General features: G+C 70.4%; 27 protein-coding genes. 15 read left to right on the forward strand and 12 right to left on the reverse strand.

What is annotated here, in order from left to right:
* Positions 1-80 precede the first annotated feature (80 nt).
* The gene (locus tag SROS_RS01295; RefSeq protein WP_012887056.1) at positions 81-371 is read left to right on the forward strand and encodes a YiaA/YiaB family inner membrane protein; all 291 of its coding nucleotides are present in this window, start codon (positions 81-83) and stop codon (positions 369-371) included.
* 19 nt (positions 372-390) lie between these two features.
* Here the strand turns inward: SROS_RS01295 and SROS_RS01300 are convergent, their stop codons facing one another.
* Together SROS_RS01300 and macS are read right to left on the reverse strand one after the other, a co-directional pair.
* Positions 391-1,041, reverse strand: a complete 651-nt coding sequence (locus SROS_RS01300) for a response regulator (protein ID WP_012887057.1) — start codon at positions 1,039-1,041, stop codon at positions 391-393.
* Positions 1,042-1,072: 31 nt separating this feature from the next.
* Complete coding sequence (gene macS, locus SROS_RS01305) at positions 1,073-2,221, reverse strand: MacS family sensor histidine kinase (RefSeq protein ID WP_012887058.1); 1,149 nt, start codon at positions 2,219-2,221, stop codon at positions 1,073-1,075.
* A gap of 177 nt (positions 2,222-2,398) precedes the next feature.
* Here macS and SROS_RS01310 point away from each other — a divergent pair, with 177 nt between their 5' ends.
* From SROS_RS01310 to SROS_RS01325, 4 genes are all read left to right on the forward strand, one after another.
* Positions 2,399-2,923, forward strand: a complete 525-nt coding sequence (locus SROS_RS01310) for a SigE family RNA polymerase sigma factor (protein ID WP_012887059.1) — start codon at positions 2,399-2,401, stop codon at positions 2,921-2,923.
* Positions 2,920-4,134, forward strand: a complete 1,215-nt coding sequence (locus tag SROS_RS01315; RefSeq protein ID WP_012887060.1) for a TolB family protein — start codon at positions 2,920-2,922, stop codon at positions 4,132-4,134. The genes SROS_RS01310 and SROS_RS01315 overlap by 4 nt, the downstream gene beginning before the upstream one ends.
* Before the next feature lie 205 nt (positions 4,135-4,339).
* Positions 4,340-5,095: a lytic polysaccharide monooxygenase gene (locus SROS_RS01320; protein ID WP_012887061.1), complete on the forward strand. Its 756-nt coding sequence runs from the start codon at positions 4,340-4,342 to the stop codon at positions 5,093-5,095.
* A 322-nt stretch (positions 5,096-5,417) separates the two neighbouring features.
* On the forward strand, positions 5,418-5,789 hold the full coding sequence (locus SROS_RS01325) for a DUF4267 domain-containing protein (RefSeq protein WP_012887062.1): 372 nt from the start codon (positions 5,418-5,420) through the stop codon (positions 5,787-5,789).
* Between the two features lie 97 nt (positions 5,790-5,886).
* Here the strand turns inward: SROS_RS01325 and SROS_RS01330 are convergent, their stop codons facing one another.
* Positions 5,887-6,900 (reverse strand): TerC/Alx family metal homeostasis membrane protein, encoded by a 1,014-nt coding sequence (locus tag SROS_RS01330; RefSeq protein WP_012887063.1) that lies wholly within the window; start codon positions 6,898-6,900, stop codon positions 5,887-5,889.
* A 387-nt stretch (positions 6,901-7,287) separates the two neighbouring features.
* Between SROS_RS01330 and SROS_RS01335 the strand changes: the two genes are divergently transcribed.
* From SROS_RS01335 to SROS_RS01345, 3 genes are all read left to right on the forward strand, one after another.
* The gene (locus tag SROS_RS01335; RefSeq protein WP_012887064.1) at positions 7,288-7,470 is read left to right on the forward strand and encodes a hypothetical protein; all 183 of its coding nucleotides are present in this window, start codon (positions 7,288-7,290) and stop codon (positions 7,468-7,470) included.
* Between the two features lie 69 nt (positions 7,471-7,539).
* Positions 7,540-8,622, forward strand: a complete 1,083-nt coding sequence (locus SROS_RS01340; protein ID WP_043651113.1) for a DUF6745 domain-containing protein — start codon at positions 7,540-7,542, stop codon at positions 8,620-8,622.
* Between the two features lie 10 nt (positions 8,623-8,632).
* Positions 8,633-9,070, forward strand: a complete 438-nt coding sequence (locus SROS_RS01345; protein WP_012887066.1) for a hypothetical protein — start codon at positions 8,633-8,635, stop codon at positions 9,068-9,070.
* Between the two features lie 68 nt (positions 9,071-9,138).
* Here SROS_RS01345 and SROS_RS01350 read toward each other — a convergent pair whose 3' ends face one another.
* The gene (locus SROS_RS01350) at positions 9,139-10,020 is read right to left on the reverse strand and encodes an NAD(P)-dependent oxidoreductase (RefSeq protein ID WP_012887067.1); all 882 of its coding nucleotides are present in this window, start codon (positions 10,018-10,020) and stop codon (positions 9,139-9,141) included.
* Positions 10,021-10,115: 95 nt separating this feature from the next.
* On the opposite strand from SROS_RS01350, the gene SROS_RS01355 reads away from it, so the two are divergent.
* Positions 10,116-10,580: a winged helix-turn-helix transcriptional regulator gene (locus SROS_RS01355; RefSeq protein WP_012887068.1), complete on the forward strand. Its 465-nt coding sequence runs from the start codon at positions 10,116-10,118 to the stop codon at positions 10,578-10,580.
* On the opposite strand, the gene SROS_RS01360 is transcribed toward SROS_RS01355, so the two are convergent.
* Both SROS_RS01360 and SROS_RS01365 read right to left on the reverse strand, forming a co-directional pair.
* The gene (locus SROS_RS01360) at positions 10,538-11,176 is read right to left on the reverse strand and encodes a TetR family transcriptional regulator (protein WP_012887069.1); all 639 of its coding nucleotides are present in this window, start codon (positions 11,174-11,176) and stop codon (positions 10,538-10,540) included. The two genes, SROS_RS01355 and SROS_RS01360, sit on opposite strands and share 43 nt — an antisense overlap.
* A gap of 3 nt (positions 11,177-11,179) precedes the next feature.
* Complete coding sequence (locus tag SROS_RS01365; protein ID WP_012887070.1) at positions 11,180-12,052, reverse strand: enoyl-CoA hydratase/isomerase family protein; 873 nt, start codon at positions 12,050-12,052, stop codon at positions 11,180-11,182.
* A gap of 96 nt (positions 12,053-12,148) precedes the next feature.
* Between SROS_RS01365 and SROS_RS01370 the strand changes: the two genes are divergently transcribed.
* Positions 12,149-12,787 carry a DedA family protein gene (locus SROS_RS01370; protein ID WP_012887071.1) on the forward strand — a complete coding sequence of 213 codons (639 nt, stop codon included), beginning with the start codon at positions 12,149-12,151 and terminating at the stop codon, positions 12,785-12,787.
* A 54-nt stretch (positions 12,788-12,841) separates the two neighbouring features.
* On the opposite strand, the gene SROS_RS01375 is transcribed toward SROS_RS01370, so the two are convergent.
* From SROS_RS01375 to SROS_RS01385, 3 genes are read right to left on the reverse strand one after another with little or no spacing between them, the layout of a single operon-like run.
* A complete protein-coding gene (locus SROS_RS01375) occupies positions 12,842-13,678 on the reverse strand; it encodes a carbohydrate ABC transporter permease (RefSeq protein WP_012887072.1) in 837 nt (278 codons plus the stop codon).
* On the reverse strand, positions 13,672-14,574 hold the full coding sequence (locus tag SROS_RS01380) for a carbohydrate ABC transporter permease (RefSeq protein ID WP_012887073.1): 903 nt from the start codon (positions 14,572-14,574) through the stop codon (positions 13,672-13,674). Before SROS_RS01380 ends, SROS_RS01375 begins: the two co-directional genes overlap by 7 nt.
* A gap of 26 nt (positions 14,575-14,600) precedes the next feature.
* Complete coding sequence (locus SROS_RS01385) at positions 14,601-15,920, reverse strand: ABC transporter substrate-binding protein (protein WP_012887074.1); 1,320 nt, start codon at positions 15,918-15,920, stop codon at positions 14,601-14,603.
* A 332-nt stretch (positions 15,921-16,252) separates the two neighbouring features.
* On the opposite strand from SROS_RS01385, the gene SROS_RS01390 reads away from it, so the two are divergent.
* The 5 genes from SROS_RS01390 (at position 16,253) to SROS_RS45575 (ending at position 21,554) form a co-directional block, all read left to right on the forward strand.
* Positions 16,253-17,254: an SIS domain-containing protein gene (locus SROS_RS01390; RefSeq protein WP_012887075.1), complete on the forward strand. Its 1,002-nt coding sequence runs from the start codon at positions 16,253-16,255 to the stop codon at positions 17,252-17,254.
* A 241-nt stretch (positions 17,255-17,495) separates the two neighbouring features.
* Positions 17,496-18,407: a PfkB family carbohydrate kinase gene (locus SROS_RS01395; RefSeq protein WP_012887076.1), complete on the forward strand. Its 912-nt coding sequence runs from the start codon at positions 17,496-17,498 to the stop codon at positions 18,405-18,407.
* Positions 18,408-18,419: 12 nt separating this feature from the next.
* Complete coding sequence (locus tag SROS_RS01400) at positions 18,420-19,517, forward strand: LacI family DNA-binding transcriptional regulator (protein ID WP_012887077.1); 1,098 nt, start codon at positions 18,420-18,422, stop codon at positions 19,515-19,517.
* 46 nt (positions 19,518-19,563) lie between these two features.
* Positions 19,564-20,760, forward strand: a complete 1,197-nt coding sequence (locus tag SROS_RS01405) for an acyltransferase family protein (protein ID WP_012887078.1) — start codon at positions 19,564-19,566, stop codon at positions 20,758-20,760.
* A 125-nt stretch (positions 20,761-20,885) separates the two neighbouring features.
* Entirely contained in the window at positions 20,886-21,554 is a 669-nt protein-coding gene (locus tag SROS_RS45575) for a hypothetical protein (protein WP_012887079.1), read from the forward strand.
* Between the two features lie 112 nt (positions 21,555-21,666).
* Here SROS_RS45575 and SROS_RS01415 read toward each other — a convergent pair whose 3' ends face one another.
* From SROS_RS01415 to SROS_RS01425, 3 genes are all read right to left on the reverse strand, one after another.
* On the reverse strand, positions 21,667-22,254 hold the full coding sequence (locus tag SROS_RS01415) for a TetR/AcrR family transcriptional regulator (RefSeq protein WP_012887080.1): 588 nt from the start codon (positions 22,252-22,254) through the stop codon (positions 21,667-21,669).
* Between the two features lie 184 nt (positions 22,255-22,438).
* Positions 22,439-23,719, reverse strand: coding sequence for a sensor histidine kinase (locus SROS_RS01420; RefSeq protein WP_012887081.1), 1,281 nt, complete (start codon positions 23,717-23,719; stop codon positions 22,439-22,441).
* A complete protein-coding gene (locus tag SROS_RS01425) occupies positions 23,716-24,372 on the reverse strand; it encodes a response regulator transcription factor (RefSeq protein WP_012887082.1) in 657 nt (218 codons plus the stop codon). Before SROS_RS01425 ends, SROS_RS01420 begins: the two co-directional genes overlap by 4 nt.
* Positions 24,373-24,456 lie beyond the last annotated feature (84 nt).

Consider the following 24,456-nt stretch of genomic DNA (forward strand, 5'->3'; position numbering starts at 1 on the left):
ATCACCCCGGTTCACGTACTCAGACAGGGTGGGTACGCGTACTCAGGCGCCCGGCCGGCTGGTGCCCGACCCTTGACGGCATGAGCAAACCACTCCAGCCCGTCATGACCGCCGCCTATTACGCGCAGTCCGTCATCTCCTTCGGCGTGGCGCTCGGCAGCGTGGCGCTCGGCATCGTCTTCCTGCCGATCGACCCCTGGCTCCGCGCGTTCCTCGCGGTCGCCGTGCTGTACACGGTGACGTCGGCCTTCGGCCTGGCCAAGTGCGTGCGCGACCGGCAGGAAGTCGTCAGCGTGTCGAGCCGCGTCGACCAGGCGCGCCTCGACAAACTGCTCTCCGAGCACGACCCCTACAAGGTCGACGGTCTCTGAGCCGCCCCTCCGGCCCGCCCTACGCCTCGTCGAGTCCTCGCTCGATCGCGTAACGGACGAGCTCGGCCCGGTTGTGGAGCTGGAGCTTGTTCAAGGTGTTCTGCACGTGGTTCTGCACGGTCCGGTGGCTGAGCACCAGCCGTTCGGCGACCTGTCTGTAGGACAGTCCCTTGGCGACGAGGCGCAGCACCTCGGTCTCCCGGTCGGTGAGGCGCGGCCCGTCGTCGGCAGGTCTCTGCGTGGCGAGGCGGCGGTACTCGCCGAGCACCAGTCCGGCCAGGCCGGGGGTGAAGACCGGTTCCCCTTCGGCCGTGCGCCGGACGGCGTCGAGGAACTCCTCCCGGCTCGCCGACTTGACCAGGTAGCCGGAGGCCCCGGCCTTGACCGCCTCGAGCACGTCCTCGTGCTCGCCGCTCGCCGACAGCACCAGCACGCGGGGCGGATGGGAGGACGCGGCCAGCCCTCTGGCCACCTCCACGCCGGGCAGGTCGGGTAGCCGCAGGTCGAGGATGACCACATCGGGGCGTACGGCGGCGGCGACGCGGAGCGCCTGGCGGCCCTCGCCCACGGCCGCCACCACCTCGTACATGGCGTTCTCCAGGTCGCGGGCGACCGCGTCCCGCCACATCGGGTGGTCGTCCACCACCATCACCCGCAGAGCGCTGGTCATGCCGTAACTGTAAACCGGCCCGCGTTCCCGCCTAGGCGGTACGGGCCTGCTCGTGGGCAGCGGGCCGTGCGGGGACGGGGATGATCAGCTCGACCTCGGTTCCCTGGCCGGGCACGGATGTGAAGCCGGCGGTGCCGCCAAGGCCGGCGATCCGGCCCCGGATGGACTGCGCGATGCCGAGCCTGCCCTCCGCCTCCGCCTCCGGAAGGCGTCCCGCGGGGATGCCCGGACCCTCGTCGCGCACCGTGACGGTCATGGAGACGTCGTCGTTCTCGGCGAAGACCCAGGCCCTCGCGTCTTCGCCGCAGTGCCGCCGGACGTTGTCGAGCGCCGCGCCCACGGCCGCGACGACCTCGTGAGCCTGACCGGCGGGGAGCGGCAGAGGGGTCGCGGGTGTCGACACGGTCACCGTCGCCGTGGTGTACCGGCGTAGACGGGCCCCCACATCGACGAGGCCTGCGCCGTCCTGCTCCGCCATGGCCGGCCCGCTACGGATCATCTCGCGCAGTGCCGCTTCCTGCTCTCCGGCGAGCCGCCCCAGTTCGGCGGCCTCCCCGCCGATCTCCAGCCCGCGGCGCTGCACCAGCGCCAGCACCTGAAGAACGGAGTCGTGGATGCCGCGAGCGAGCCGCTCGCGTTCCCGGCCGGCCGCCTCTATCTCGACGGCCCGTTGCAGTCGTTCCTCCGCCTGTCCGGTGAGCCGGGCCACGTGGCCGACGACGGTTCCGGCGAGGATCAGCAGCACGACTCCGTTGACGGGGACGGAGAGATCGAATCCATGCAGACCGCGCAGCCACAGGTCGCCGAGCGACAGCACGACCGCTGCGACCCCGCCCGCCCGCCGCCCGCCGTACACGGCCCAGGCGAGGACAGGCCCCCCGATCCAGGTCGCCGTGACCGGCATCACGCCTGCCGGCCCGGCATCAGGTCCCTGGACGTACGGCGAAGCCAGCATGCAGCCGAGAGTGACAAGAACGTCCAGGACCAGCAGAGGGCGGCTTCTCGCGGTCGAGTACGCGACGGTGGTGGCCGCGGTCCAGACCGTCATCACGCCGAGGACGAGCCAGCCCGCGACGGGGCGCTGGTAGCCGCCGGCGCCTGCCAGCAACAGTGCGGCGTAGCCCAGGGAGGCGATGCGGTAGACCGCGATGGCACGCCAGAACGACCCCTCGATCCCCATGTGGCCCCATCACGCTCGATCGGCGCTGTTCCTGGTGACCCGACTATAAGGTGACCCGCGCCGGATGCGCGTCGCGCCGCGTGGGCCCGCCTTCCTCAGGCCTTTCGTCGTGGGATGCAACACTTTGCCCGGTAATTCCATCTGGGAGGTGACAGAGACGACGGAAGGCGGAGGCAGTTGGAAGCAGATCCGCGGTTCGCGGAGTTCGTCGCCGAGCGAGGTGATGCGCTGCTGCGATACGGCTACGTGCTGGCCGGAAACCCGCATGACGCTGCGGACTTGGTGCAGGAGGCGCTGCTGAAGCTCCGCGCCGCCTGGCCGAGGCTCCTGGCCAAAGAGAATCCCGAAAGCTACGTGCGGACCATCATGGCCAGGCTGCACACGGCCACCTGGCGGTTGCGGCGTCGCGAGCTGCTCAGCTGGGAGTTGCCCGAACACGGCTACCACGACGCGCTGCCCAGCGGTGACGAGCAGGCGATGTGGGAGGCGCTGGCCGGGCTGCCGCGCAAGCAGCGGGTGGTGGTGGTGTTGCGGTACTACGAAGGGTTCAGCGACGCGGAGATCGCGGCGACCCTGGGGATCTCCCGGGGAACCGTGCGGAGCCAGGCGTCACGGGCGCTCGACAAGCTTCGCTCCGCCGTACCGGCGGGCAGTCACGGCATTTCTGAAGGTGTCAGGTCGGAGCACGGGGGGCGGCGATGAGCGATTTCGAGGACGCGTTGCGCAGGTCCTTGGGGCACGCGGCGGAACGGGCGCCTCGGCTGCCCGGCGCGGCGGCGGGGCAACTGGAGATCGGTTACCGGCGGCGCAGGCGGCGCTTCCAGGCGCTGCTCGCGGCGGCGGCCGTGGTAGTGGTCGCGGGAGGGGCCGGGGTGGGTCTGCGTGCGGGTGGTGGGGGGGCGGCGCCGCCGGCCGTCAACCCGTCCGACGTCCCTTCCGTGGTGGTCACCCTCCCGGAGGCCGCGCCCGAGCCGATCGAGAAGGTGTGGCCACAGGCCGTGTGGAAGATGCCCGCGAAGGGGGCGGACGGCCGGGAGCTGCAGCCGGTCGCGCTGATCGACGACCGGACGCTGCTGGTCAAGGCCTGGCGCACCTTCGACAGGACCGAGGTGGTCTACGCCTACGATCTGGCCGGCCGGAACCTGCGGAAGATCGCGGACGTGCCGGCGCCGAAGGGGACCGTGCGGTTCGCCTCGGACTTCAGCTTCGGCGACGGGCAGGTGGCCTGGTGGACCACCACGAAGGGCGTCACGCACATCTGGGCCGCCCCGCTGGACGGCGGAGAGGCTCGGCTGGTGGCCGACCGGAAAACCGAGGGCGACGACGTCTCCCCTCTCGACGGCCTCGGCGTGGCGGACGGCAATGTCGTGTTCTCCCTGTCGGCGGGCGGGGTGTTCAGCGTTCCGCTGGCCGGGGGGCCGGTGACGCCGGTCCAGGCAGGTGCCGGTCTGCACCTGCTGTCCTGGCCGTGGGCCGGTTCGCCGGGCACCGGCGGCCCGCCCGGCCGGCCGCCCTTCAGCAAGCTGGTCAACCTGGAGACCGGGCAGACCAGTACGGCCGCCGTCCACCAGGGCGAGCAGGTGTACGCCTGCGGCGTGCGGTCCTGTACGGGGATGACGGCCGACGGCAGAGCCTTCACCCGGCTGCGTGACGGCTCACAGCAGAAGGACATTCCCGTCGGCTACCTGATCCCGGAACCACCGACGCAGAGCCGTTTCCACGTGCGCAACCTCAAGAGCGACGGTCCGGGGCTCGGGCTCTACGACCTGACCACCGGTACCTTCGCCGACCTGGGCATCCGGGAGGAGGCGGCGACCCGCGGCGAGGTTCCCGTCGCGGACCGAGCCGGCCGGCTCATGACCTACCGGCTCAAGAACGATCGCTACGTGATCGACCTGTCCAGGATCCCGTAGCCGCGGCGACGGGGGTGACGCGCCACGGCTCGCGGGTCCCTTCGACGGATCGGCGGGGCGCCGGCTCATGCCGGCGGCGAGCGGGCCGACCGTGCCGGGGTCGCGTCCCCCCTGACAGGCCGGATGCGGCGGGGTTGGATGGATATTTACTGTTAGTAAAGTTTCCTTTATATTTGGTCCAACCCCCCAGCAAAGGAAGCATGACATGCGCAAATTGATCACAGTCTTAGCGGCGACGATCATCGCGGTCGCGTCCGTGGTGGTCGTCGCCTCACCCGCCCTGGCACACGGTTACATCACCTCCCCTCCGAGCAGGCAGGCCCTCTGCGCCCAGGGGAAGGTCGCCAACTGCGGCCAGATCATCTGGGAGCCGGCCAGCGTCGAGGGCCCCAAGGGGCAGCGGAACTGCAGCGGCGGCGATGCTCGCTGGGCCCCGCTCGACGACGACAGCAAGGCGTGGCCGGTCACCAACGTCGGTGACTCGGTCACCTTCAACTGGCGGATCGAGGCCCGTCACGCCACCAGCACGTGGGAGTACTTCGTCGGCGGCACCCGCATCGCGGTGTTCGACGACCGAGGCAAGCTGCCGGGCGCCACGGTCTCGCACGCGGTGAACCTGGGAGGCCGGACCGGCCGCCTCAAGGTGCTCGCCATCTGGAACATCGCCGACACCGCGATGGCCTTCTACAACTGCGTCGACGTCAAGGTCGGCGGCGGCCCGGACCCGACCCCGACTCCCACGCCGACCCCGACCCCCACGCCGACTCCCACCGTCTCGCCCACGCCGACTCCCACCGCTTCGCCCACTCAGGGACCCGCCGGCCCCTGGACCGCGGGCACCGCCTACGCGGCCGGTGCTCAGGCGATCTACAACGGCGTCACCTACCAGTGCCTCCAGCAGCACACCGCACTGCCCGGCTGGGAGCCGCCCTACGTCCCGGCCCTCTGGCGGCGCCAGTGAGCCGGTGACGTCCGGCGGTAGTGAAGCACCCGTGCTCCTTCCCGGAGGAGCACGGGTTTTCGTTTGATCCACTCCGGTGAGGTCGCGCAGGAGGCGCCGGTCGCAAGCGGGCCGATCCTGTCCCGGAAAGAGCTGGACGGAAAGCGGTGCGGGGTGCCGCGCCTGTCGCGCATCCCCCGACGGGCCGCACCGGAGCCGGCAGTGGCGGCGACCACAACCTCGTGGGCCGGCGCAGCCCGGCATGCTAGCGGCGCTAGCACTCCTGTCGAAGATATGTTAGTTTCGCTCTTGGTTCTAGCGCTGCTAGCAAAAGGAAAAGATCATGCTCTCCCCCATTGCCTACGGACTGGCCATCCTGCTCAACCTCTTCATCATCTTCATCGGCCTCCGGTTCCTCCTGGTGCCCCACGCCGCGGCCGCCGGCTACGGCGTCCCCGCCAAGAAGGACGGGGACGCCGCCTATCTGGCCATCAAGGGTCTGCGCGACTTCAGCTACGGCGTCGTCGGCCTCGCCCTCCTCGCCTTCGTGGGCCCCCAGGCCGAGGCCTGGTACATGCTGGCCGTCGCCCTCGTCCCCCTCGGCGACACCGTCATCGTCCTGCGCCACGGCGGCACCAAGGCGACCGCCTTCGGCATCCACTTCGCCACCGCCGTGATCGTGCTCATCAATGCCGCCCTCCTGTTCGCCGTCTGAGAGTCCCGGCGCTCACGGGCCCGGCTGACCCCGCGCTGACGGCCGGGACCTGTCCGGGCTCCGTCCGGGATCAACCCGGCGCCGGCTGTGAGCGGGGTCAGCGTTCGGTGGGTGAGGAGGCGGGCTCCGCGTCGCGGCGGTTGGCGTACACGCTCGTGATCGTGACGGTGGCCAGGACCACGATGATGACCCCCAGCGAGAGCAGGGTGGGAATCTCCGGGACCCAGGTCCAGATGCCGTGCGCCCAGTGCAGGACGAGCTTGATCCCGATGAAGGCCAGGATGATGCCGAGTCCGTGGTTCAGGTGCCGCAGCTTCGCCAGGACGCCCTGGAGCACGAAGTAGAGCGCCCGCAGGCCCAGCAGCGCGAAGGCGTTGGTGGCGAAGACGAGGAAGGGGTCTTCCGTCACGCCGTACACCGCGGGCACCGAGTCGACGGCGAAGACGATGTCGGTGGCGAAGACGGCCACGGTGGCCAGCGCCAGCGGGGTCAGGGCGCGGCGGCCGCCCTCGCGAACGACCAGGTGGGAGCCGCGGTAGTCCTCGGTGACCGGTATGAAACGCCGCAGCAGGCGGATCGTGCGCATGGAGGAGATGTCGACCTTCTGCTCCTCCCCGCTCAGCGCGTCCTTGAGGATCTTCCCAGCGGTGACGATCAGTATCCCGCCGAACAGCAGGAACGCCCAGGTCCCGCTCTGCAGGACGGCCGCCCCCAGCGCGATGAAGATCGCGCGCAGCACCAGTGCCCCGATGATGCCGTACAGCAGGACCCGCTGGGCCAGCGCGGTCGGGACTGCGAAGGCGGCCAGCAGGAGCATGAACACGAACAGGTTGTCCACCGACAGCGACTTCTCCACCACGTAGCCGGTGAAGAACTCCACTGCCACGCCGGTCCCGAAGGCCCCCCACAGGTAGGCGCCGAAGATCAGGGGAAGTGCCAGGTAGAAGATCGACCAGCCCACCGCCTCGCGCATCCGCACATCGTGCGGGCGCCGCGTCAGCATGAAGTCCACGGCCAGCAGCAGCAGCAGGCCGGCCACGGTGATCGTCCACAGTTTCGGTGAACCGATCGTTTCAAGATTGGCCATCGACAGGGTTGCCTCAGTGGGCATGAAACCTCCTCGAACGCGCTTGGCTGTTCGAGGTCTCCTTCACCCGCGCCGTGCGGGCGGCCGCCCGGGGACGTTCTGAACGTCCGTACTGACCGGGTCGGCTCTTGGGAAGTACTCCCCTCGTCGTCCCAGGGTAGGTCAGTCCCCGGGCGGTGTTCCACCCCCGGGGTGGTGGCCGGGAGCGGTCGCGGGCATTTGACTAGGCTCTGAGCTGCGCGGATAGTGGAATCAGTGCGGAGGGGAGTACCCACCGTCCGACACCCCGATCGTCATCACGGTCCCCGGCACAGGGAGATCCGGCGGGGTGGCCCTCCTGCGACATGGGGGGTGTGGGGAGACCTTCGTCCTCGTGGCCACATGTCCACAGCGAGGTCGAAGGAGGGTTCGATGTCGACCGCCGCGCTTGCCGAACTTCTGCTGGGCGTCCTGCTGACGATCTCCGCGATCGTCACCGCCGCCGTCCTGTGGCCGGGGAGACCACGGCCCCGGCTGCCGTCCGCTCCCGAACCACCTCCTCCGCGCCGTCCGCCGGTGACCGGCGGGAGGCGCCGGAACATGGCCGGGCGGTAGACACGCGCCGCGCCGATCTGTCACTATTTCCGACATGATCGTTGGAAAGGATGACGCCACCTTCATCCGGTGAGCGTTCTTGTGCAGCGGGAAGCTGCTGAAATCCGCGAAGAATGGCTGGGCCGTGCGTTGTCGACGCTGCCCGCCGACCGTCCGGCCGCAGAGGCCGCCATCTCCGGGCTGTACCGCCTGATCGGGCTCCCCCCACCGCGTTTCCACTGGGTCTCCTCGCCGGTCGCGGCCCTGGCGACCGTCCCGCCGGGGGTGCGTCTGGCCTCTTCGGAGGCCGGCGACCGCATCTCCGAATGGGCTCTGCCACCTCGGTTCTCCTCGCTCATGAGGGAGCTGTGCCGCGAGCTCGACGCCCAGGTCAGATGGGTCCATCAGCCGATGGACCAGATGATTCGCCAGGTGGTCCGCGGCTCGCTCTCGCAATCCACCACCGGTTCGCTCCTCATACCGCTCCGGGCGGCGCACGACTCGCGGCACCGCCCGGGAGACGCCTGGTACGGGACGCAGTGCGTCTCCTGGGTCGCCCATTACGACGCCCTCCGCCGAGTGGCCGGCGTGGTCTTCACCCCCGAGCAGACCCGGCGGTTCGAGCTGTGGGCGGCAGCGGCCCGGTCGTGCGGCTCGTGGTGGCCTCACGACGGCGTGTGCGTCCTGTCCGAGCGGCCCGTCGCCATGCACACGGAGGTGTGGGGCGACGACGGCGAGGTACGGCTGCACCGTGCGGACGGTCCGGCGGTGCGCTACACGGACGGGTGGGAGGCGTACGCCTGGCACGGGACGCGGGTGCCCTCCTGGGTGATCACGGATCCGAGCGTTCCGCGGATCGCGGGGGAGGCCAACGTCGAGGTCAGGCGGTGCGCGATCGAGCACATCGGCTGGGCGTCCTACATCGACCGGGCCGGGCTGCGGCTGGTCGCCGCCGCGCCGGACCCCGGCAACCCCGGCTCGGAGCTGCGGCTCTTCGACATGCGCGGGGAGACCAGAGTGCTCCTCGCGGTCAACGGGTCCGTCGAACGCGACGGGCGCCGCCGTCAGTACGGCCTGACCGTGCCGGGCTCCCTCGACGATCCGATCGCCGCCGCCGGCTGGACCTACGGGCTGTCCGCCGAGCAGTACTCCCTTCTCGTCCGCCGAACCTGAGGTGACTTCCATGACTGTGACCCTCGCTTCGCTCTCCCAGCAGACCGGACTCGCCGTGCTCGACCACCTTGAGCAGTCGGTGAGCATCCCCGTCGTCGACGGCCTCCAGGCCCAGGGCGACCTCATCGTCATCCCGCTCCCCGTCGTCGCGCCGTCCGTGCGGCCCCGGCCCGGGGCCGGCTGGACGGACGTGCCCGTCGAGGGGGTCGAACTGCTCCGCGGCGCGGCCGGGGGCAACCCGCACACGCTCGTCGCCGATCCGGGCACCTGCCGGTGGACGACCGACGTGTCGGACTCCGACGGACTGGCGATCGGCATCTTCGAGACCTCGGCCGTCGCCTATCTGCTCCATCCCGAGCACGGGGCCACGGGATGCACGCCGGGTGCCTACGTCATCCGGCGGCAGCGCGAGCGCGAAGGGCACAGGGCGCGCCTCGTCGCGGACTGATCCCGGAGCGCGCGGACGCCGGGACGGTGGCAGGTCCCGCTCGCCCGCCTGCCGTCATCCGTCGCCGCTCAGCGGGTGAGCAGGTCGACCACGCCCGCGGTGCCCTCGTCGCCGTGGCCGTCGGCGAGGCGGCGCTCCATCAGGGCCATGAACGGGGTCAGCAGCTCGGCGCTGACCCTCTGATCCTCGGCCGTGCGCAGCATCGTCGAGTTGCCCTCGACCATCATGGCGAGGTTGGAGACCACGCCCTTGGTGTAGTCACCGCTCTCCAGCTGGTCGGCGAGCTCGTACGCGGAGGGGGCCATGGCGGTGAGCCAGTTGACGAGCAGGGGGGCGAGGTCCCCCGGCGCGACGTCCTCCTTGCGGATCAGCGCGAAGGCGTGCGAGAGCCCGGCGAACATCCCGGTCATCGCGCTCAGCAGCGCCACGTCGTGGAGGGCGGCGAAGCCGGGGTCCTCACCGACGTACGTGGTGCCGGCCGGTACGGCCAACGTGCTGAGGTGGGCGTCGAAGAGGGTGCGAGAGCCGCTGTAGAAGACGTAGCCGCCGGTCTCCGGCACGCCGATCATCGGCGGGACGGCCATGATCCCACCGTCCAGGAAGCGGGCGCCGCGCTCCTCGGCCCACTCGGCGCGGGCGCGGGCCTGGGCGGGAGTACCGGTGGTGAGGTTGACCAGGTCCTTGCCCGTCAGGTCGGCATCGGCCAGGGCCTCGCCGACCGAGGCGTCGTCGAGCAGGCAGAGCACCACGAGATCGCTCGCGGCGACCGCCTCGGCGGCCGTCCCGGCGACCGTCGCGCCCTCGGCGGCGAGCGGATCGGCCCGGCTGGGGGTGCGGTTCCAGACGGTCAGCGGATGCCCGGCGGCGAGCCAGGTACGGGCGAGCGCGGTACCCATGGCGCCGAGCCCGAGGAGAGTGAGCCGAGTTTTCCCAAAAGTGTTGTCATCCATGCCGACCAGGCTTGTCGTAGATCTCGAAACGATCAAGTACGCACCTTGAAGTGGGCGGTTACCCTGAGGTGAGTGAGCAGCCAGGAGGAGGGGACATGGCGACCGTGAGGAGACCGGGGGCGTACCACTGCGGGATCGACGCGGCGATGGACGTGATCGGCGGGAAGTGGAAGGTGCTGATCCTCTGGGCGCTCGACGAACGGACGTGCCGCTTCGGCGAGCTGCGCAGGCAGGTGTCGGGAGTGACCGAGAAGGTGCTCGCCTCCCACCTCCGGGAGCTGGAGGAGGACGGCATCGTGCACCGCGAGGTGTACGACGAGGTGCCGCCCCGCGTCGAATACTCGCTGACCCCGCTCGGTGTCCTGCTCAACGAGGCGCTCGCGCCGCTCGGCGCATGGGGGCGGGAGCACGTGATCGGCGGTGTCGAGGACGCCCGGCATGTCCGCCGCCAGGGATTCTCCCCCGCGTCACCGGACGGGGTCGCGGAGAACAGGGGCGAGTACGCCGGGGGAGCGGCTCATCCTCTGGTGCTCCAGGGGGGCAGGCCGGATTCGAGGTGAGCCAGCGCGTCGTCGAGCAGCCGCCGCCGGCGTTGGGCGAAGCCCTCTGACAGATCGTTCGCGGCGGCGTTCCAGGCGGCGATGGCGACCCCGATGACCGCGCCCGAGACGGTGAGGAGATGGAGGTCGTCGGTGGGGCGGCCGAGCCGCCGGGCGAGGGCTTCGGTCAGGAGCGGCAGCGCCGCGGCGATGTGGCCGGGGACCCGGGCCCGCAGGTCGGGGACGCTGCACAGCAGTTCTTCACGTTGCCGGTTGAGCTCGTGCTGTTCGGCGGTGGCCGTGTCGACGAGGGTGGTGACGGCACCGCGCAACGCACCGATGAGGTTGGTTCCGTCGAGATGCTCGGGGAGCGCGTCGATCACCATCAGATCGGCGATGTCATGCAGGACGAGGTCGGCCTTGGTCGGGAAGTAGCGGAAGAACGTCGCCCGTGAGACCTCCGCGGCTTCGGAGATCTCGTCGACCGTGGTGGCCTCGTAGCCGTTCTCGGCGAACAGGCGCATCGCCTCGCGCTGGATCGAGGCCTGGGCTCTGGCCTTCTTGCGCTCCCGCAGCGGTATGTGGCTGGTCTCGTCAGCCGACCGTCGTCTTGCCATCGTTCACTCCCGGCTGGATTCGCCCGCCTGCGGGCCGCGGAACCGTTCGGTCATCTGTCGTAGTCTGTCGAGCTGTCCCGCTTCACCGATGGCCATCCCCCAGAGCTGGTGGGCGGCGTGGAAGCCGAGGTCGTCGAGGAACGCGCGCTTCCACGGCCTGCTGGCGATCGCGTGGGTGAGCAGTCGTGAGGCGCGCGGTCGCGCCATCATCATCTCAGCGATCTCCCACGCCCTCGGCAGCAGGCGCTCGCGTGGCAGCACCTCGTTGACCAGGCCGAGCCGGAGCGCGGTCGGCCCGTCGATCGGTTCGCCGGTGTACATGTAGTACGACGCGCGCTTGGTGCCGATCGTGTGCTGCAGGGTCAGGCCCATCCCGTCTCCCGGCACTCCGCCGCCCAGGAAGTGCGGGTCGAAGAAGTCGGCGTCCTCCACGCAGAGGGTGATGTCGCACGCGGTGGCGAACTCGCAGTGCGTGCCCGGTCCGTTGACCGCGGCGATGGTGGGGATGTCCAGGGCGGACACGAAGTTCTCCAGCAGCTTGACCATGTCGCCGTACATCTTGAGCTGGCTGTCGGTGCTCCACTGCGGGAACGGCGTGTGCCACAGTTCGGCCGGATCGCCGGTGTGCCACCGATCACCGGTCCCGGTGATGATCAGGACCTCGTTCTCCGGGTCGTTGCCGACCTCGGCCCACGCCTGGTGCCAGGCGTTGTGGCCGATCCAGCTGTGCCTGAACGGCCCGCCGTCGGTGTGCATCCGCAGCTCGATGATCCCCTCCCGGCGAGTCATCACGAAGAACTCCTCGTACTTCCTGGAGTACTCCTCGAACGGCGTCGGCTTGACGCGGCCGTCCCACGGCGACAGTCGTTCCGGCATGCGCTGCTCCTGACTGATCGGACCGCTCGTCGCGGTCTCCGTCATCTCCATACTGATACTAGTCTCATTTGAGACTAGTATCAGTATGGAGGAAGCTTGACTGACGACGTACTCGACCTGGCCGGTGGCCTGGCGGGCTCTCCCTGGCTCTACCTGGTGGTGTTCCTGTGTGCGCTGCTGGACGGGTTCCTGCCCCTCCTGCCCAGCGAAGGCGTGCTGCTGCTGGCGGGAGCGTTCGCCGCCACCGGACGTCCCGACATCGTGCTGGTGGCCCTCGCCGCGGCCTCCGGCGCCCTCGCCGGCGACCACATCTGCTACCTGATCGGGCGACGCCTCGGGCCGCCCGTCCTGCGCCGCCTGCGTCCCGGCACGAAACGCCACACCGCCGCCAGGTGGCTGTCCGAACTGCTCGGCCGTCGCGGTGGCGTCATCGTCGTCGTCGGCCGGTTCCTCCCCGGCATGCGGTCGATCACCACGCTGACCGCCGGAGCGACCGCCTACCCGCTGCGCGCCTTCGCGCTCTTCGACGCGGTCGGCGCACTGATGTGGGGTGTCTCGGGCGCGCTCCTGGGCTACTTCGCCGGCGCCGCCTTCCAGGACTCGCCGGCGAAGGGACTGCTCGTCGCCCTCGCCCTCGTGGCCGTAGTGATCACGATCGGCGAGGTCGCCCGGTACGCACAACGCCGCCCGGGGGCGTCCGGCGGCGGGGACGATCGTGCGGTCCCGGAGGACTGAGGGCGGCACCACCACCCGGGGCGGGCGGTGCCCGCCGCGCGAGGTGGGCGGCGGTCACTTTCCGATTCCGTCGGCGAGGCCTTTGACGATGTAACGCTGGCCGAAGAAGAACAGCAGCACCACCGGGACGGCCGCGATCACCATGCCGGCGAAGACGACGGGGAAGTCGGTGCCGTGCTTGCTCATCAGGCTCGTCAGGCCCACCGGGAGGGTCTGCACGCCGCTGCCGCTGGTGAAGACCATCGCGAAGAGATACTCGTTCCAGGCGAAGAGGATGTGCAGCAGGACCGTCGAGGTGATGATCGGCTTGCACATGGGCAGGATGATCCGCCAGAAGGCCGTCCAGCGGCCGGCGCCGTCCACGTCGGCGGCCTCGTCGATCTCGCGCGGCAGATCGAGCATGTAGGCGCGGATGAGGAAGGTGGTGAAGGGGACGCGGAAGGCCGTGTACAGGATGAGCAGTGCCCAGAAGCTGTTGTACAGGCCCATCGCCTGGAACATCTTCACCAGGGGCACGAGCGCCACGGTGGGGGCGAGCATGAGCCCGCCGAGGATCACCGCGGTGATCGCCTTGCTGAACGGGATGTTCACACGGGTGAGGCCGTAGGCGGCCCAGGCGCTGACGAACACGGTGGCGATTGTCGACGTCACCGTGACGAGCACGCTGGTGGTGAGGTAGTCGCTCACCCCCCGGTTCCACGCTTTCCGGTAGTTCTCGAAACTCCAGTCGACGGGGAGGGCGAAGGGGTTGCCGAAGAGTTCGGCGTTGGTCTTGAACCCGTTGAGCGCCATCCACAGCAGCGGGTAGAGCACGACCACCGCGAGGCCGAGGAGGAAGACCCACATGAACAGGCGCGCGATCACGCCGAGGAAGCCCAGGCGACTCACCATTCCACCCTTCTCCTGCGGGTGACCCACAGCTGCGCCATGGCGATGCCGAGCGTGATCACGAAGAGTACTGTCGCGATCGCGGCGGCATAGCCGAAGTTGTTGCGTACGAAACCGCTGCGGTACAGCCAGGTCCCCAGCACCTGGGTCGAGTTGTCGGGACCGCCGCCGGTCATCACCATGACCTCGTTGAACACCTGGAACGCGCCCGAGATGGTGACCATCATCATGAGGCCGGTCATCTCGCGCACCAGGGGGACCGTCACGTGGACGAAGCGGCGGATCGGCCCGGTGCCGTCGATGGCCGCGGCGCCGTAGATCTCGGAGGGGATGCGCTGGATCGCGACGGCGAACAGCAGGGTGGAGTACCCGAAACCCTGCCACTGGCTCATCGCGATGATCGCGAACATCGCGGTGTCCCCCTGGCCCAGCCAGGACTGGCCGAACCGCCCCAGCCCCACCGCTTCGAGCGCGTGGTTGAGCAGGCCCAGGTTGGGCTCGTAGACGAAGTAGAAGAGCAGGCCCGCGACGGTCAGCGAGATCGCCGAGGGGATGAAGTAGATCGCCCGCAGGCCGCGCCGCCACCGCTCGCTGCGGATGCTCTCGACGAGCGCGGCCAGCAGGAGCGCGCCGAACACCTGGAACGCGATCGAGACCACCGCGTACAGCAGGTTGTTGCCGAACGACGACCAGAAGACCGGGTCGTCGACGAGCTTGCGGTAGTTCCCGAGCCCGACGTACTCCTGGCTGCCGCTGTAGATGTCCCACTTGAGCGTGCTGAACCCGAAGTTCTGCACGAGCGGCAGGTAGACGAACACCCCGACCAGCGCGAGGGCGGGGATGACCCACGCGAGCCCGAGTGCCCTTTGGAAGGGTGCCCTTCGGAAGATGGTGCGCACCGGCATGCTCTCCTTCGCCGTGCGGGCTACTTGGCCGACGCCGAGGCCCGGCGCACGCTTTCGAGCACCTTCTCGGGGGTCGTGTCACCGCTGATGACGGCCTCCCCGCCGGCCAGCCACGCGTCGGCGACCTCGGGCACCGTCACCATGTCGAGCCAGCTGGCCAGCTGCGGCGCGCGGTTGACCATCTCGATGCCCTCGAACACGGCCTTGCTGGAGGTCTTGGGCGTGACGGCGCCGATGACCGTGCTGGGCTGGCCGTACGGGGGCGAGGAGAGCTTCTCCGCGTTCTCAGATCCCGTGACGAACTTCATGAAGTCGACGGCGAGTGCCGCGCGCGGCGACCGGGCGTTGACGAGGTATCCCTCGGGTGCCCCCTCGATCGCCTTGGGGTTGCCGCCGGCGCCCCCGGGGACGGGCAGCGGGAAGATGCCGAAGTCGTCGGGGGAGAGCCCCCGCCCGGCGGTCGCGTTGTCGAACTCCAGGACCTCCTGGTAGTACATCGCCGCCTTGCCCCTGGAGAACGCCTCCTGCGCCGAGGTGTAGAGCACGCCGTTGGTGCCGTCGCCGGTGTCGGTGCACGTGTCGACGAGGGTCTTGAACTGCTTGAGCGCGGTGACGTAGCCGGGGTGGTCGAGCTTGGCCGTCGCGGGACGGAAGTCGGCCTGGAGGGTGGCCTCCGGCACGGTGTAGGCGAACAGCTGCTGCAGGTAGTGCAGGGCGGGCCAGCCGTCCTTGTTGCCGAAGGCGACGGGTTCGTATCCCGCCTCGCGCAACGTGGGGCAGCTGCTGAGGAGCTCCTCGAAGGTGGCGGGCACCTTGACCCCGGCCTTGGCGAACGCGGCCTTGTTGTAGCCCATGAACTTGCCGTTGTTGTAGAGGGGAATCCCGTAGTAGCGGCCGTCGTAGGCGAAGGCGGACAGCGACGCCTTGCTGAAGGTCCGTCCCCACGGGGTGTCGGGCCCGATCACCTTGCTGAGGTCGGCCGCGCGGCCACCCCGTACGAAGTTCTCCGCCCAGTTGCCGGTCCAGGTGAAGTAGATGTCGGGGAGGGCGTCGGAGGCCGTCAGGGTCTTGGTCTTGTCCTTGATGCTCTGATCGGTCTCCTGGATGAGCTCGATCTTCACTCCGGGGTGCAGCCGCTCGTACTCGGCGGCGAGGTCCTCGAAGTAGGGGCTGAGGGGATCGCCGGCGAACTTGGTGAGGATGCTCAGGGTGCCGGAGAACTCCGCTTCGGCGGCGACGTCGGCCGCGGGGGCGTTCGCCGGACCGCCGGAGCAGCCGGCGAGGGTGAGCACCGAGGCCCCGGCGAGTGCCGCGAACGTCGTCAGTGCGCGAGGGCGCATGGGCTTCCTTTCTCTCGGGGGGAGAAGGGGACCGCCGGTGCTGAGGCACCTCAGATCCGCCGTGGGGGTGTCTCTGACACGAACCGCTTGGTGTCGGCTGACTGTACAGAGGATCTGATACCGGTACCAGAGCTGAAATCAAGATCTTCTTTTCGAGGTCGGCTCCGGCTTCGCTATCTCCTATATAACCGCAGATCGGATAGGTAAATAATCTCGCCGACGGGTGTGGTGTTGACGTCGTGCGACTTCCTGTGCCAGCGTGATCCCCGCGTGATACCGGTATCAGGCCGCAGGGCGGCGCCGGCCGCAAGCATTCCCGAAAGGACGCGAAGATGCTCGGATTCAACGAGCCGGAATTCCTCTCGCAGATGGCGAGCGCGGTGGCACTGCGCCCCCGGATCGAGGAACTCGTCGATCGACTCGTGGACGAGGGGTTCGACAACCTCCTTCTCGTCGGCGCCGGCGGCACCTACGCCCAGATGTGGCCGTATGAGCACCTCGCCCGGCGCAGCTCCGCCCTCAACGTGCGCGCCGTGATCGCGGCGGAGCTGGTCGCCTCGGGCGACGCGACCCTCGGCGGACGCTCGGTGGCGATCTTCACCTCGGTCACGGGCACGACCGACGACAGCATCCGCGCCATCGAGTACTGCAGGTCCAGGGGGGCCTACACGGTCGGCTTCACCGGATACCCCGAGTCGCCCATCGCCCGGAACGTCGACATCGCCCTCATCTCGGAGCCGAAGACCTGGCCCTTCGACGTGCAGTTGCTGCTCTTCATGGGCCGGCTGCTCTCGCGGAGGGGCGAGTTCGACGGCTACGAGAAGCTCGCCGACGAGCTGGCGGACATCCCGCGGATCCTCGTCGACGTGGCGGAGCGGGCCGAGCCGGCGGCGTCCGCCTTCGCCGAGGCCCACAAGGACACCGGCTACCACTTCCTCATCGGCGGTGGAAACCTATGGGGATTCACCTACCTGTACTCCATGTGCATCCTTGAGGAGATGCAGTGGCTGCGCACCACCAGGGTGCACAGCGCCGAGTTCTTCCACGGCTCCCTCGAACTACTCGAACCGGACACAAGTGTGATCATCTTTCAGGGGGAGGACGAGACACGTCCCCTCACCGACCGCGCCGAGTCCTTCGCCAGGCGCGTCTCGAAGGACGTCACCGTCTTCGACACGCGTGACTACCCCCTCATAGGGATCAGCCCGGAGTTCCGCGGCCTCCTCGCGCCGCTCGTGCTCGACACCGTGATGGGCCGCGTCAGCAAGCACCTCGAAAGGGTGCGCGACCACTCACTCGACCTGCGCCGTTACTACCGCGTCATGGACTACTGAGTACTACCGCGTCATGGACCACTGAGCGCCACCACCACCGCGTCGTGGACCACTGAGCCCCGCCTCCCGCCCCCGCCCGGAGGATCGTCCCGGGCGGGGGCACCCCACGCGCGGCCTTCGGCGACCGCACCCTCGCACATGCCACAACCGAACCGTCCGCGTACGCCGGTGCCCCGCCGGCGCCCGCGCACCCTCCCGGGCCCCGCTCCGTGACGCGCGGGGCCCGCGCACAGGAGCATCCATGAGAGTCCTCGGCTTCGGCGACAACATCGTCGACCGATTCGTCGACCGCGGCATCGACTATCCGGGCGGCAACAGTGTGAACGTCGCCGTCTACGCCCACCGCCTCGGCCTCGGAGCCGCCTACCTGGGGGTCTTCGGCGACGACGACCTCGGCCGGTTCCTGGGCGAGGCGATCGCCGCCCAGGGGGTCGCCGTCGACCGCTGCGCCGTACGGGCCGGTGAGACCGGCGTCTCCATCCTGCGCGTCGACGACGGCGACCGTGTCTTCCTCGGCTGGAACGGCGGCGGGGTCACGGTGCGGGAGCCGCTCGTGCTCGACGACGGGCTGCTCGAATACGTGTCGTCCTTCGACCTCGCGCATTCGAGCGTGTACTCCCGCAGCGAGAGCGAACTGCCGAAACTGGCCGGGCTCGACACGCTGGTGAGCTTCGACCTCTCCAGCGAGGAGGAGTTCCGCACCCCCTCCTATCTCGACCGCGTCTGCCCGCACGCCGACCTGGTGCTGCTGTCGTGCTCCCACCTCGACGGAGCCGCCACGCGCGCGCTCCTGGCCGAGGTCGTACGGCGGGGCGCGCGGCTCGCGCTCGCCACCCGCGGCGTGGACGGAGCGATCGCGTACGACGGCCGCGTCACTGTCGAGACCCCGGCGCGCCGGGTGGAGGACCCGCGAGAGATCATCGACACGATGGGCTGCGGTGACGCCTTCCTCGCCGGGTTCGCGGTCGCGCTGCTGCGCGGCGGCTGGTCCGCGCACACCCCGCCGCGGCGCCACATGATCGAGCGCGCCCTGCGCGAGGGCGCGGAGACGGCCTACGGGCAGTGTCTCGTCGAAGGCGCGTTCGGCTACGGCAGGCCCGCGGGGCAACCGGCCGTGGCTAGCATGTGGCGAGCCTCCGAACGTGAGAAATGAGGGACGCCATCCATGCCAGCTGACCGGGGCCAGGCGGCGGGGCCGCCGACGATCTCCGAGGTGGCCGCCGAGGCCGGTGTCGGCCGCGCGACCGCGGCCCGCACGCTCGGCGGGTATGGGTATGTCAGCCCGGAGCTGCGGGAGCGGGTGCTCGCGGCGGCCGAGAAACTCGGCTACCGCGCGAACGCGCTCGCGCGCAGCATGTCGACAGGGGTGAGCCACACCCTGGGGGTGATCGTCGCCGACATCGGCAACCCCTTCTTCGCCGGCGTGGTGCGCGGGATCTCCGACACCTCCCGGGCCCGGGGCTTCGACACGATCGTGCTGAGCACGTACGAGGATCTCGACGAGGAGGTCGCGGCGACGAACGTGCTCATCGACAAGCGCGTCGACGGCGTCATCATCGCGTCGGCCGCGGTCGACCGCGGCGAGGTCGCGCACATCAGGGCGGCGATGGACCGGGGCATCCCCGTCGTGCTCGTCGACCGCGCGGTCGCGTCGCTCGATCTCGACGCGGTCGTCATCGACAACCGCGAGGCGGCGCGGGAGGCGGTCGAGATGCTCATCGCGGCCGGGCACCGCCGCGTCGGGTTCGTGTGGGGGCCGCCCGCGTCGGAGGCGCCCGCGACCCGGCGTGGACTGCTGGCGGCGGCGTCCCGCAACCTGTGGACCGACGGGGAGCGGCTGCGCGGCTATCTCGACGCGCTCGACGACGCGCGCATCCCCTTCGATCCCGAGCTGGTGATGGTCGGCCGCAAGACCGAGGAGCGGGCGACCCAGGAGGTCGCCCGCATGCTCGCCCTCCCCGACCGCATCACCGCCGTGTTCTGCACCGAGACCGACGCGGTGACGGGCGCCCTGCGCGCCCTGCGGGCGGCGGGGCTCTCCTACCCGCGCGACATCGCGCTGATCGGGTTCGACGACAGCGCGTGGGCGGCGGTCATGGAGCCGCCCCTGACGATGATCGAACAGCCCGTGCACCGGCTCGGCGCGAAGGCGGCGGAGGTGCTCCTCGACACCCTTGAGGGGGCCGAGCCCCGCCGCGAGAGGCACACACTCCGCTCACGCCTCATCGTGCGGGCCTCGGTCGCCCCGCCGCCCGAGGCCTGAGGCGGCGGCGTCCTCAGGCCGGTGTCCATCGCCTAAAGTCAAGCGAATGGCCCCGAACCCTTCCCGGCTGGCCTGGCTGGACGCCCTGCGGGGACCCGCCGCCCTGGCCGTCGCGCTCCATCACGCCGCCTGGACCTTCATCCCGGGCCTCTGGGCCGAAGTGGACCGCAGGATCGACGTCGGCACCTGGGGCGTCTTCGTGTTCTTCCTGGTCAGCGGCTATATCATCCCCGCCTCCCTGGAACGGCGCGGTGACCTGCGAGCCTTCTGGATCGGCCGGGCCTTCCGCCTCCTCCCCCTGCTGCTGGCCGCCCTCGGCCTGGCGCTTCTCCTCGCGTACGGCGGCGCGTTCGTCCTTCACCCGGGCCTGAGCACGCGCCCCCTGCCCCTCGTCGTCCTCGGGAACGTGACGATGCTGCAGGAACTTCTCGGCGTGCCCGCTGTCATCGACGTGATGTGGACGCTCTCCTACGAGATGGCCTTCTACCTGCTGGCGGTCGGGCTGTTCGCCATGCGGCAGGCACACCGGTCGGCCACGACCGCGGTCGTCCTGGCGCTGCTGGCCGTACTCCTCGGACTCCTGCTGCCGGGCGCGACCATCAGCGGCCGCGCCGACCTGGTCGCGGCGCTTCTCGGGGTCGCGGTCGTCGCGGTCGTCGCCGTATCGGCGTGGGCGCGCGGGGGGACACGCGCCGCCGCCGCGGTGACAGGCGGCCTCCTCGGCCTGGCGCTGGTGATCCTGGGGAGCCGGATCGGCGCGTGGCAGGGGCTGACCGTCCTGGCCATGATGTTCGCCGGCACGGCCGTGTACCGTGCCGAGCAGGGGACGATCCGGTGGCGTACCGCGATCGCCGCCGTGCTGACGGTCCTGGCCTGCGGGGTCTTCGCCAAGGACGATCCCGGCTGGGCGCCGGCGATCCTGCTGGCCGCCGGCTTCTTCGCGGCCGCGTTCGCGCTGCGGCACAGGTCGTTCCCCCGCTGGCTCGCCCACCTCGGGGTGATCAGCTTCTCCCTCTATCTGCTCCACCCGCTCCTGCTGCGGGTGAGCCCGAACCTGCCGCTGTTCTTCCTCGTCCTGGTGCCGCTCGGCTACCTGACCCACCGCCTGATCGAGGCACCCGCCCAGCGCCTCGGCAGGCGGCTGACCCGGCCTCCGGCGGAGGGACGACCGGCGTCGGACGGGCCTCCGGACGAGGCGCCGGGCCTGCTCGGCTGTGCGCCAGGCGCCGATCACGAGCGTTGACGCCGGTGGTCCCATGTACAGCGGTGCGGCCCGGGACGACCGGGAGGCGCGGACCGTCTGTACGGCTCGGGCAATCCATGTAAACCTGTCCGCACCGGCAGAACGATCTAGGGTGGACACGGCATATGGCAGGGTCACTGGTCGCGTACCTGGCGTCGTTGCGGTACGCCGCCCCCCTTCATCTCGCGGCACCCGCAGAGCCGGCCACGTACGGGCTGGGGGTGCGCTGGACGGACCCGCTCCTCATCGCCTGCGCGATCGTGCCCGCCGTGCTCTTCGCGCTCGCGCGGCGTGACGCCGGTGGCCGTGCCAGGATCGGCTGCCTGGGGTGGCTGCTGAGGCTGGGGACCCTGTGGGCGGGGGCGAACGTGATGGCGTATCCGGCCGGCGTGCTGATGTACCTGGGCACCGCGGAGCTGAGCCGGCACCCCGAGGCCTGGCTGGTGACCGCCGCGTCGCCGTTCGCGGCGCTGGCGATGGCGTGGTGGTTCCGGCCCGCTTTCCCGCCACTACGCGTGCCGTACCTCCTGCTGCGCGCCCACGGCGACCACGCCGACGTATTGAAGATCACGAGTCAGGACAAGACGCGACTCGACAGCCACATCCATCTCCCCCTGGAGAAGTGGCACAGGGTGCTGGACAAGGAGAGCTGGCTGGAATTGAGAGTGACCCCGCTGGCGTACGGAAACTTCTACAACCTGCGCGGGCTGTGCCGGTACGGCGTGTGGCGGGACGCCAGGAAGCGGAGCCTGCCGGCCCGGGAGCGGCCGGGCACCGGCGCGCGGACGCGCTGACCGTCCGGATATCCGGAACCGGGAGCAACCGGCCGGTCCCGGTGCCGCACGCCGTCCTCGACGCCTCGCTCCACGCCGTGGCCGTGGCCGGGGCCATGACCGCGGCCACGGATCACGGCCGGCCGGGCGCGGCGAGAAGCTGGCCGACCAGCAGCCCCAGGCGCTGGTCCCACTGTCCGGCGCGGAGCCGGCCTCCGCGGGCGAGCGTGACGAGGCCGTGCATCGCGCTCCACGCGACCTCGGTGAACGTCTCGGCGTCGCGGTCGCCGGCCGCCGATGTGCACACGGCGAGCAGCTCCCCGAAGGCGGCCTTCAGCGGTGCGGGTGAGTCGGGGCGCCCGAACGGCAGGTCGGTGGCGAGCGTGAACATGGCGTCGTACAGCGCGGGGTTGGCGTCCGCGAAGCCGGTGTAGGCGCGGGCGACGGCGGTCAGCGCCTCCGCCGGGGTGGCCGCCGAGGCGCGGGCACGGCTCAGCGCGCCGGCCAGTTCCTCGAATCCCTCCAGCGCGACCGCGGTCACGATGGCGTCCTTGCCCGCGAAGTGGCTGTAGAGGACCGGCTGGCTGTATTCGATCCGCTCGGCCAGGCGGCGTGTGGTGACGGCCTCCCAGCCCTCGGTCTCGGCCAGCTCGCGGGCCGTCTTGACGATCAACCGGTGACGGTGCGTCCGCTCGCGTTCGCGGCGCTCTTGAATGGACATGACCTCAGCCTAGCAGCGCTAGTCATTGGAGCGCCGAATGCAATAGTGTTGCTCTCACTTCTATCGTTGATAGCAAATGTTGCCGGCGCCGCTCCCAAGCCGGCGCCGCACCCAAGCCGCACCCAAGAGCCGCACCCAAGCCGGGACGCTCCCAAGGGGAAGGCCTGTCCCCTTCGCGTCCCCGTCAGGGATGTCCCGTCGCGCCCTCGTCGGGACAGGCAGGCAGGGCGACGGTCACCACCAGGCCGCCGCCCTCGCGCGGCCGGGCGGTGACCTCGCCGCCGTGGGCACGGGCGACGGAGCGCACGATGGACAGGCCGAGCCCCGCGCCCTTGGCGGTGACCAGGCGGTCGGCGCCCAGGCGGCGGAACGGCTCGAAAAGCGCCGGGATCTCGTACGGAGGCACCACCGGCCCGCTGTTGCCCACCTCCACCTCGACCCGTCCGTCGTTCCTGGTACGGCAGGCGACGCGTACCCAGCCGTCCTCCCCGGCGTTGTGCCGGATGCCGTTCTCCACCAGGTTGTGCACCAGCCGTTCGAGCAGAAGCGCGTCGCCGGTGGTGGGCGCCTCGGCCGCCTGCTCGTGCACGGTGATCCCGGCCCGCGCCGCCTCCGGGGCGGTCTGCGCGACCACATGGCCGACCACGTCGGCCAGGTCGACCGGGAGGCGCTCGGTGATCTCGTTCTCCGAGCCGGCGAGCAGCAGCAGCCCGTTGATCAGCCGCTCGTGCCGGGAGTTGATCTCCAGCAGGTTCTCGCCCAGCTGCTTGACGTCCTCGGAGGCCGACTTGCGGTGCATGGCCAGCTCGACCAGCGCGCGGCCCAGCGTCAGCGGGGTGCGCAGCTCGTGCGAGGCGTTGGCGACGAAGCGGCGCTGCCCGTCGAAGGACCCGTCGAGCCGCTCGACCATGATGTCGAAGGTGTCAGCGAGATCCTTGACCTCGTCGTCCGGGCCGCGCAGGGCGATGCGCTCGTGCAGCCCCCGCCCGGCCGCCGGGGCCGCGGCGATCCGCCGGGCGGTGTCGGTGACCCGGTGCAACGGGGCCAGCATCCGGCCGGTGACCAGCCAGCCGAGGCCGGCCGCGGCGCCGCCGACGACGACGAGCGCGATCCCGCCCAGGGTGAGCAGCGAGGTGGTCGCGGCCTCGTGCAGCGTGGTCCGCTGCTCTCTCATCCAGCTCTCGGCGTCGGCCATCAAGCTCTCGGCATCGGCCCTGCTGATCGGTTCGCCGCTCCTGCTGAAGAACACCATCTGCCGCTTCGGCGCCTCGCCGTCCGCGACGGTGGACGGACCGGGCCCTCCCAGGGTGAGGACCTTCGGTGCGGAGCGCGTGAGCTGCTGGTTGAACAGCGCGTACGTGGTGCCGAGCAGCACCGTCCCGGCGACGAGGAACAGGCCGCCGTAGATCAGGGTCAGCCGGGCCCGCAGGGTGACGCGGCGCGGCAGCAGCCTCGGTACGTTCACGGGATCCGGTACCCCACTCCCGTGACGGTCTCGACGACCGGCGGGGTGCCGAGCTTGCGGCGCAGCTTGAGGACGGCGAGCCGTACGGCGCCGGTGAACGGGTCGGCGTGCTCGTCCCACGCCTTCTCCAGCAGGTGCTCGCTGGAGACCGCGGCCCCGTCGGCGCGCAGCAACTCGGCAAGGACGGCGAACTCCTTCTTCGACAGCGGAACGTAGCGGCTGTCGCGGAACACCTCGCGGCGCGCCGGGTCCAGCGTGATGCCCGCGCGGCGCAGCACCGGCGGCGCGGCCGGGCGCGAGCGCCGCCCGAGTGCCTGGACGCGGGCGGCCAGCTCGGGGAAGGCGAAGGGCTTGGTGAGATAGTCGTCGGCGCCGAGCGACAGGCCGGACACGCGGTCGGTGACCTCGGCGGCGGCGGTGAGCATCAGCACCCGCGCCGCCGAGCCGGCCTCTACCAGCTCGCGGCAGACCTTGTCGCCGTGTACGGCGGGCAGGTCCCGATCCAGGACGACCACGTCGTAGCCGTTGACGCTCGCGCGTTCCAGCGCCGCCGCGCCGTCGTAGGCGACGTCGACCGCGTGCCTCTCGTCACGCAGCCACTCCGCGATCGCGTCGGCGAGCAACGGCTCGTCCTCCACCACCAGTACCCGCATCCGCCGCATACCTCCCCAGGGACCGGGGCCGCTCCGCGTGCCGACGCGTGACGGTCCTCATGGGCAATGGTCGCCGATCACCGC

It is taken from the genome of Streptosporangium roseum DSM 43021 (assembly GCF_000024865.1).
GTDB lineage: Bacteria > Actinomycetota > Actinomycetes > Streptosporangiales > Streptosporangiaceae > Streptosporangium > Streptosporangium roseum.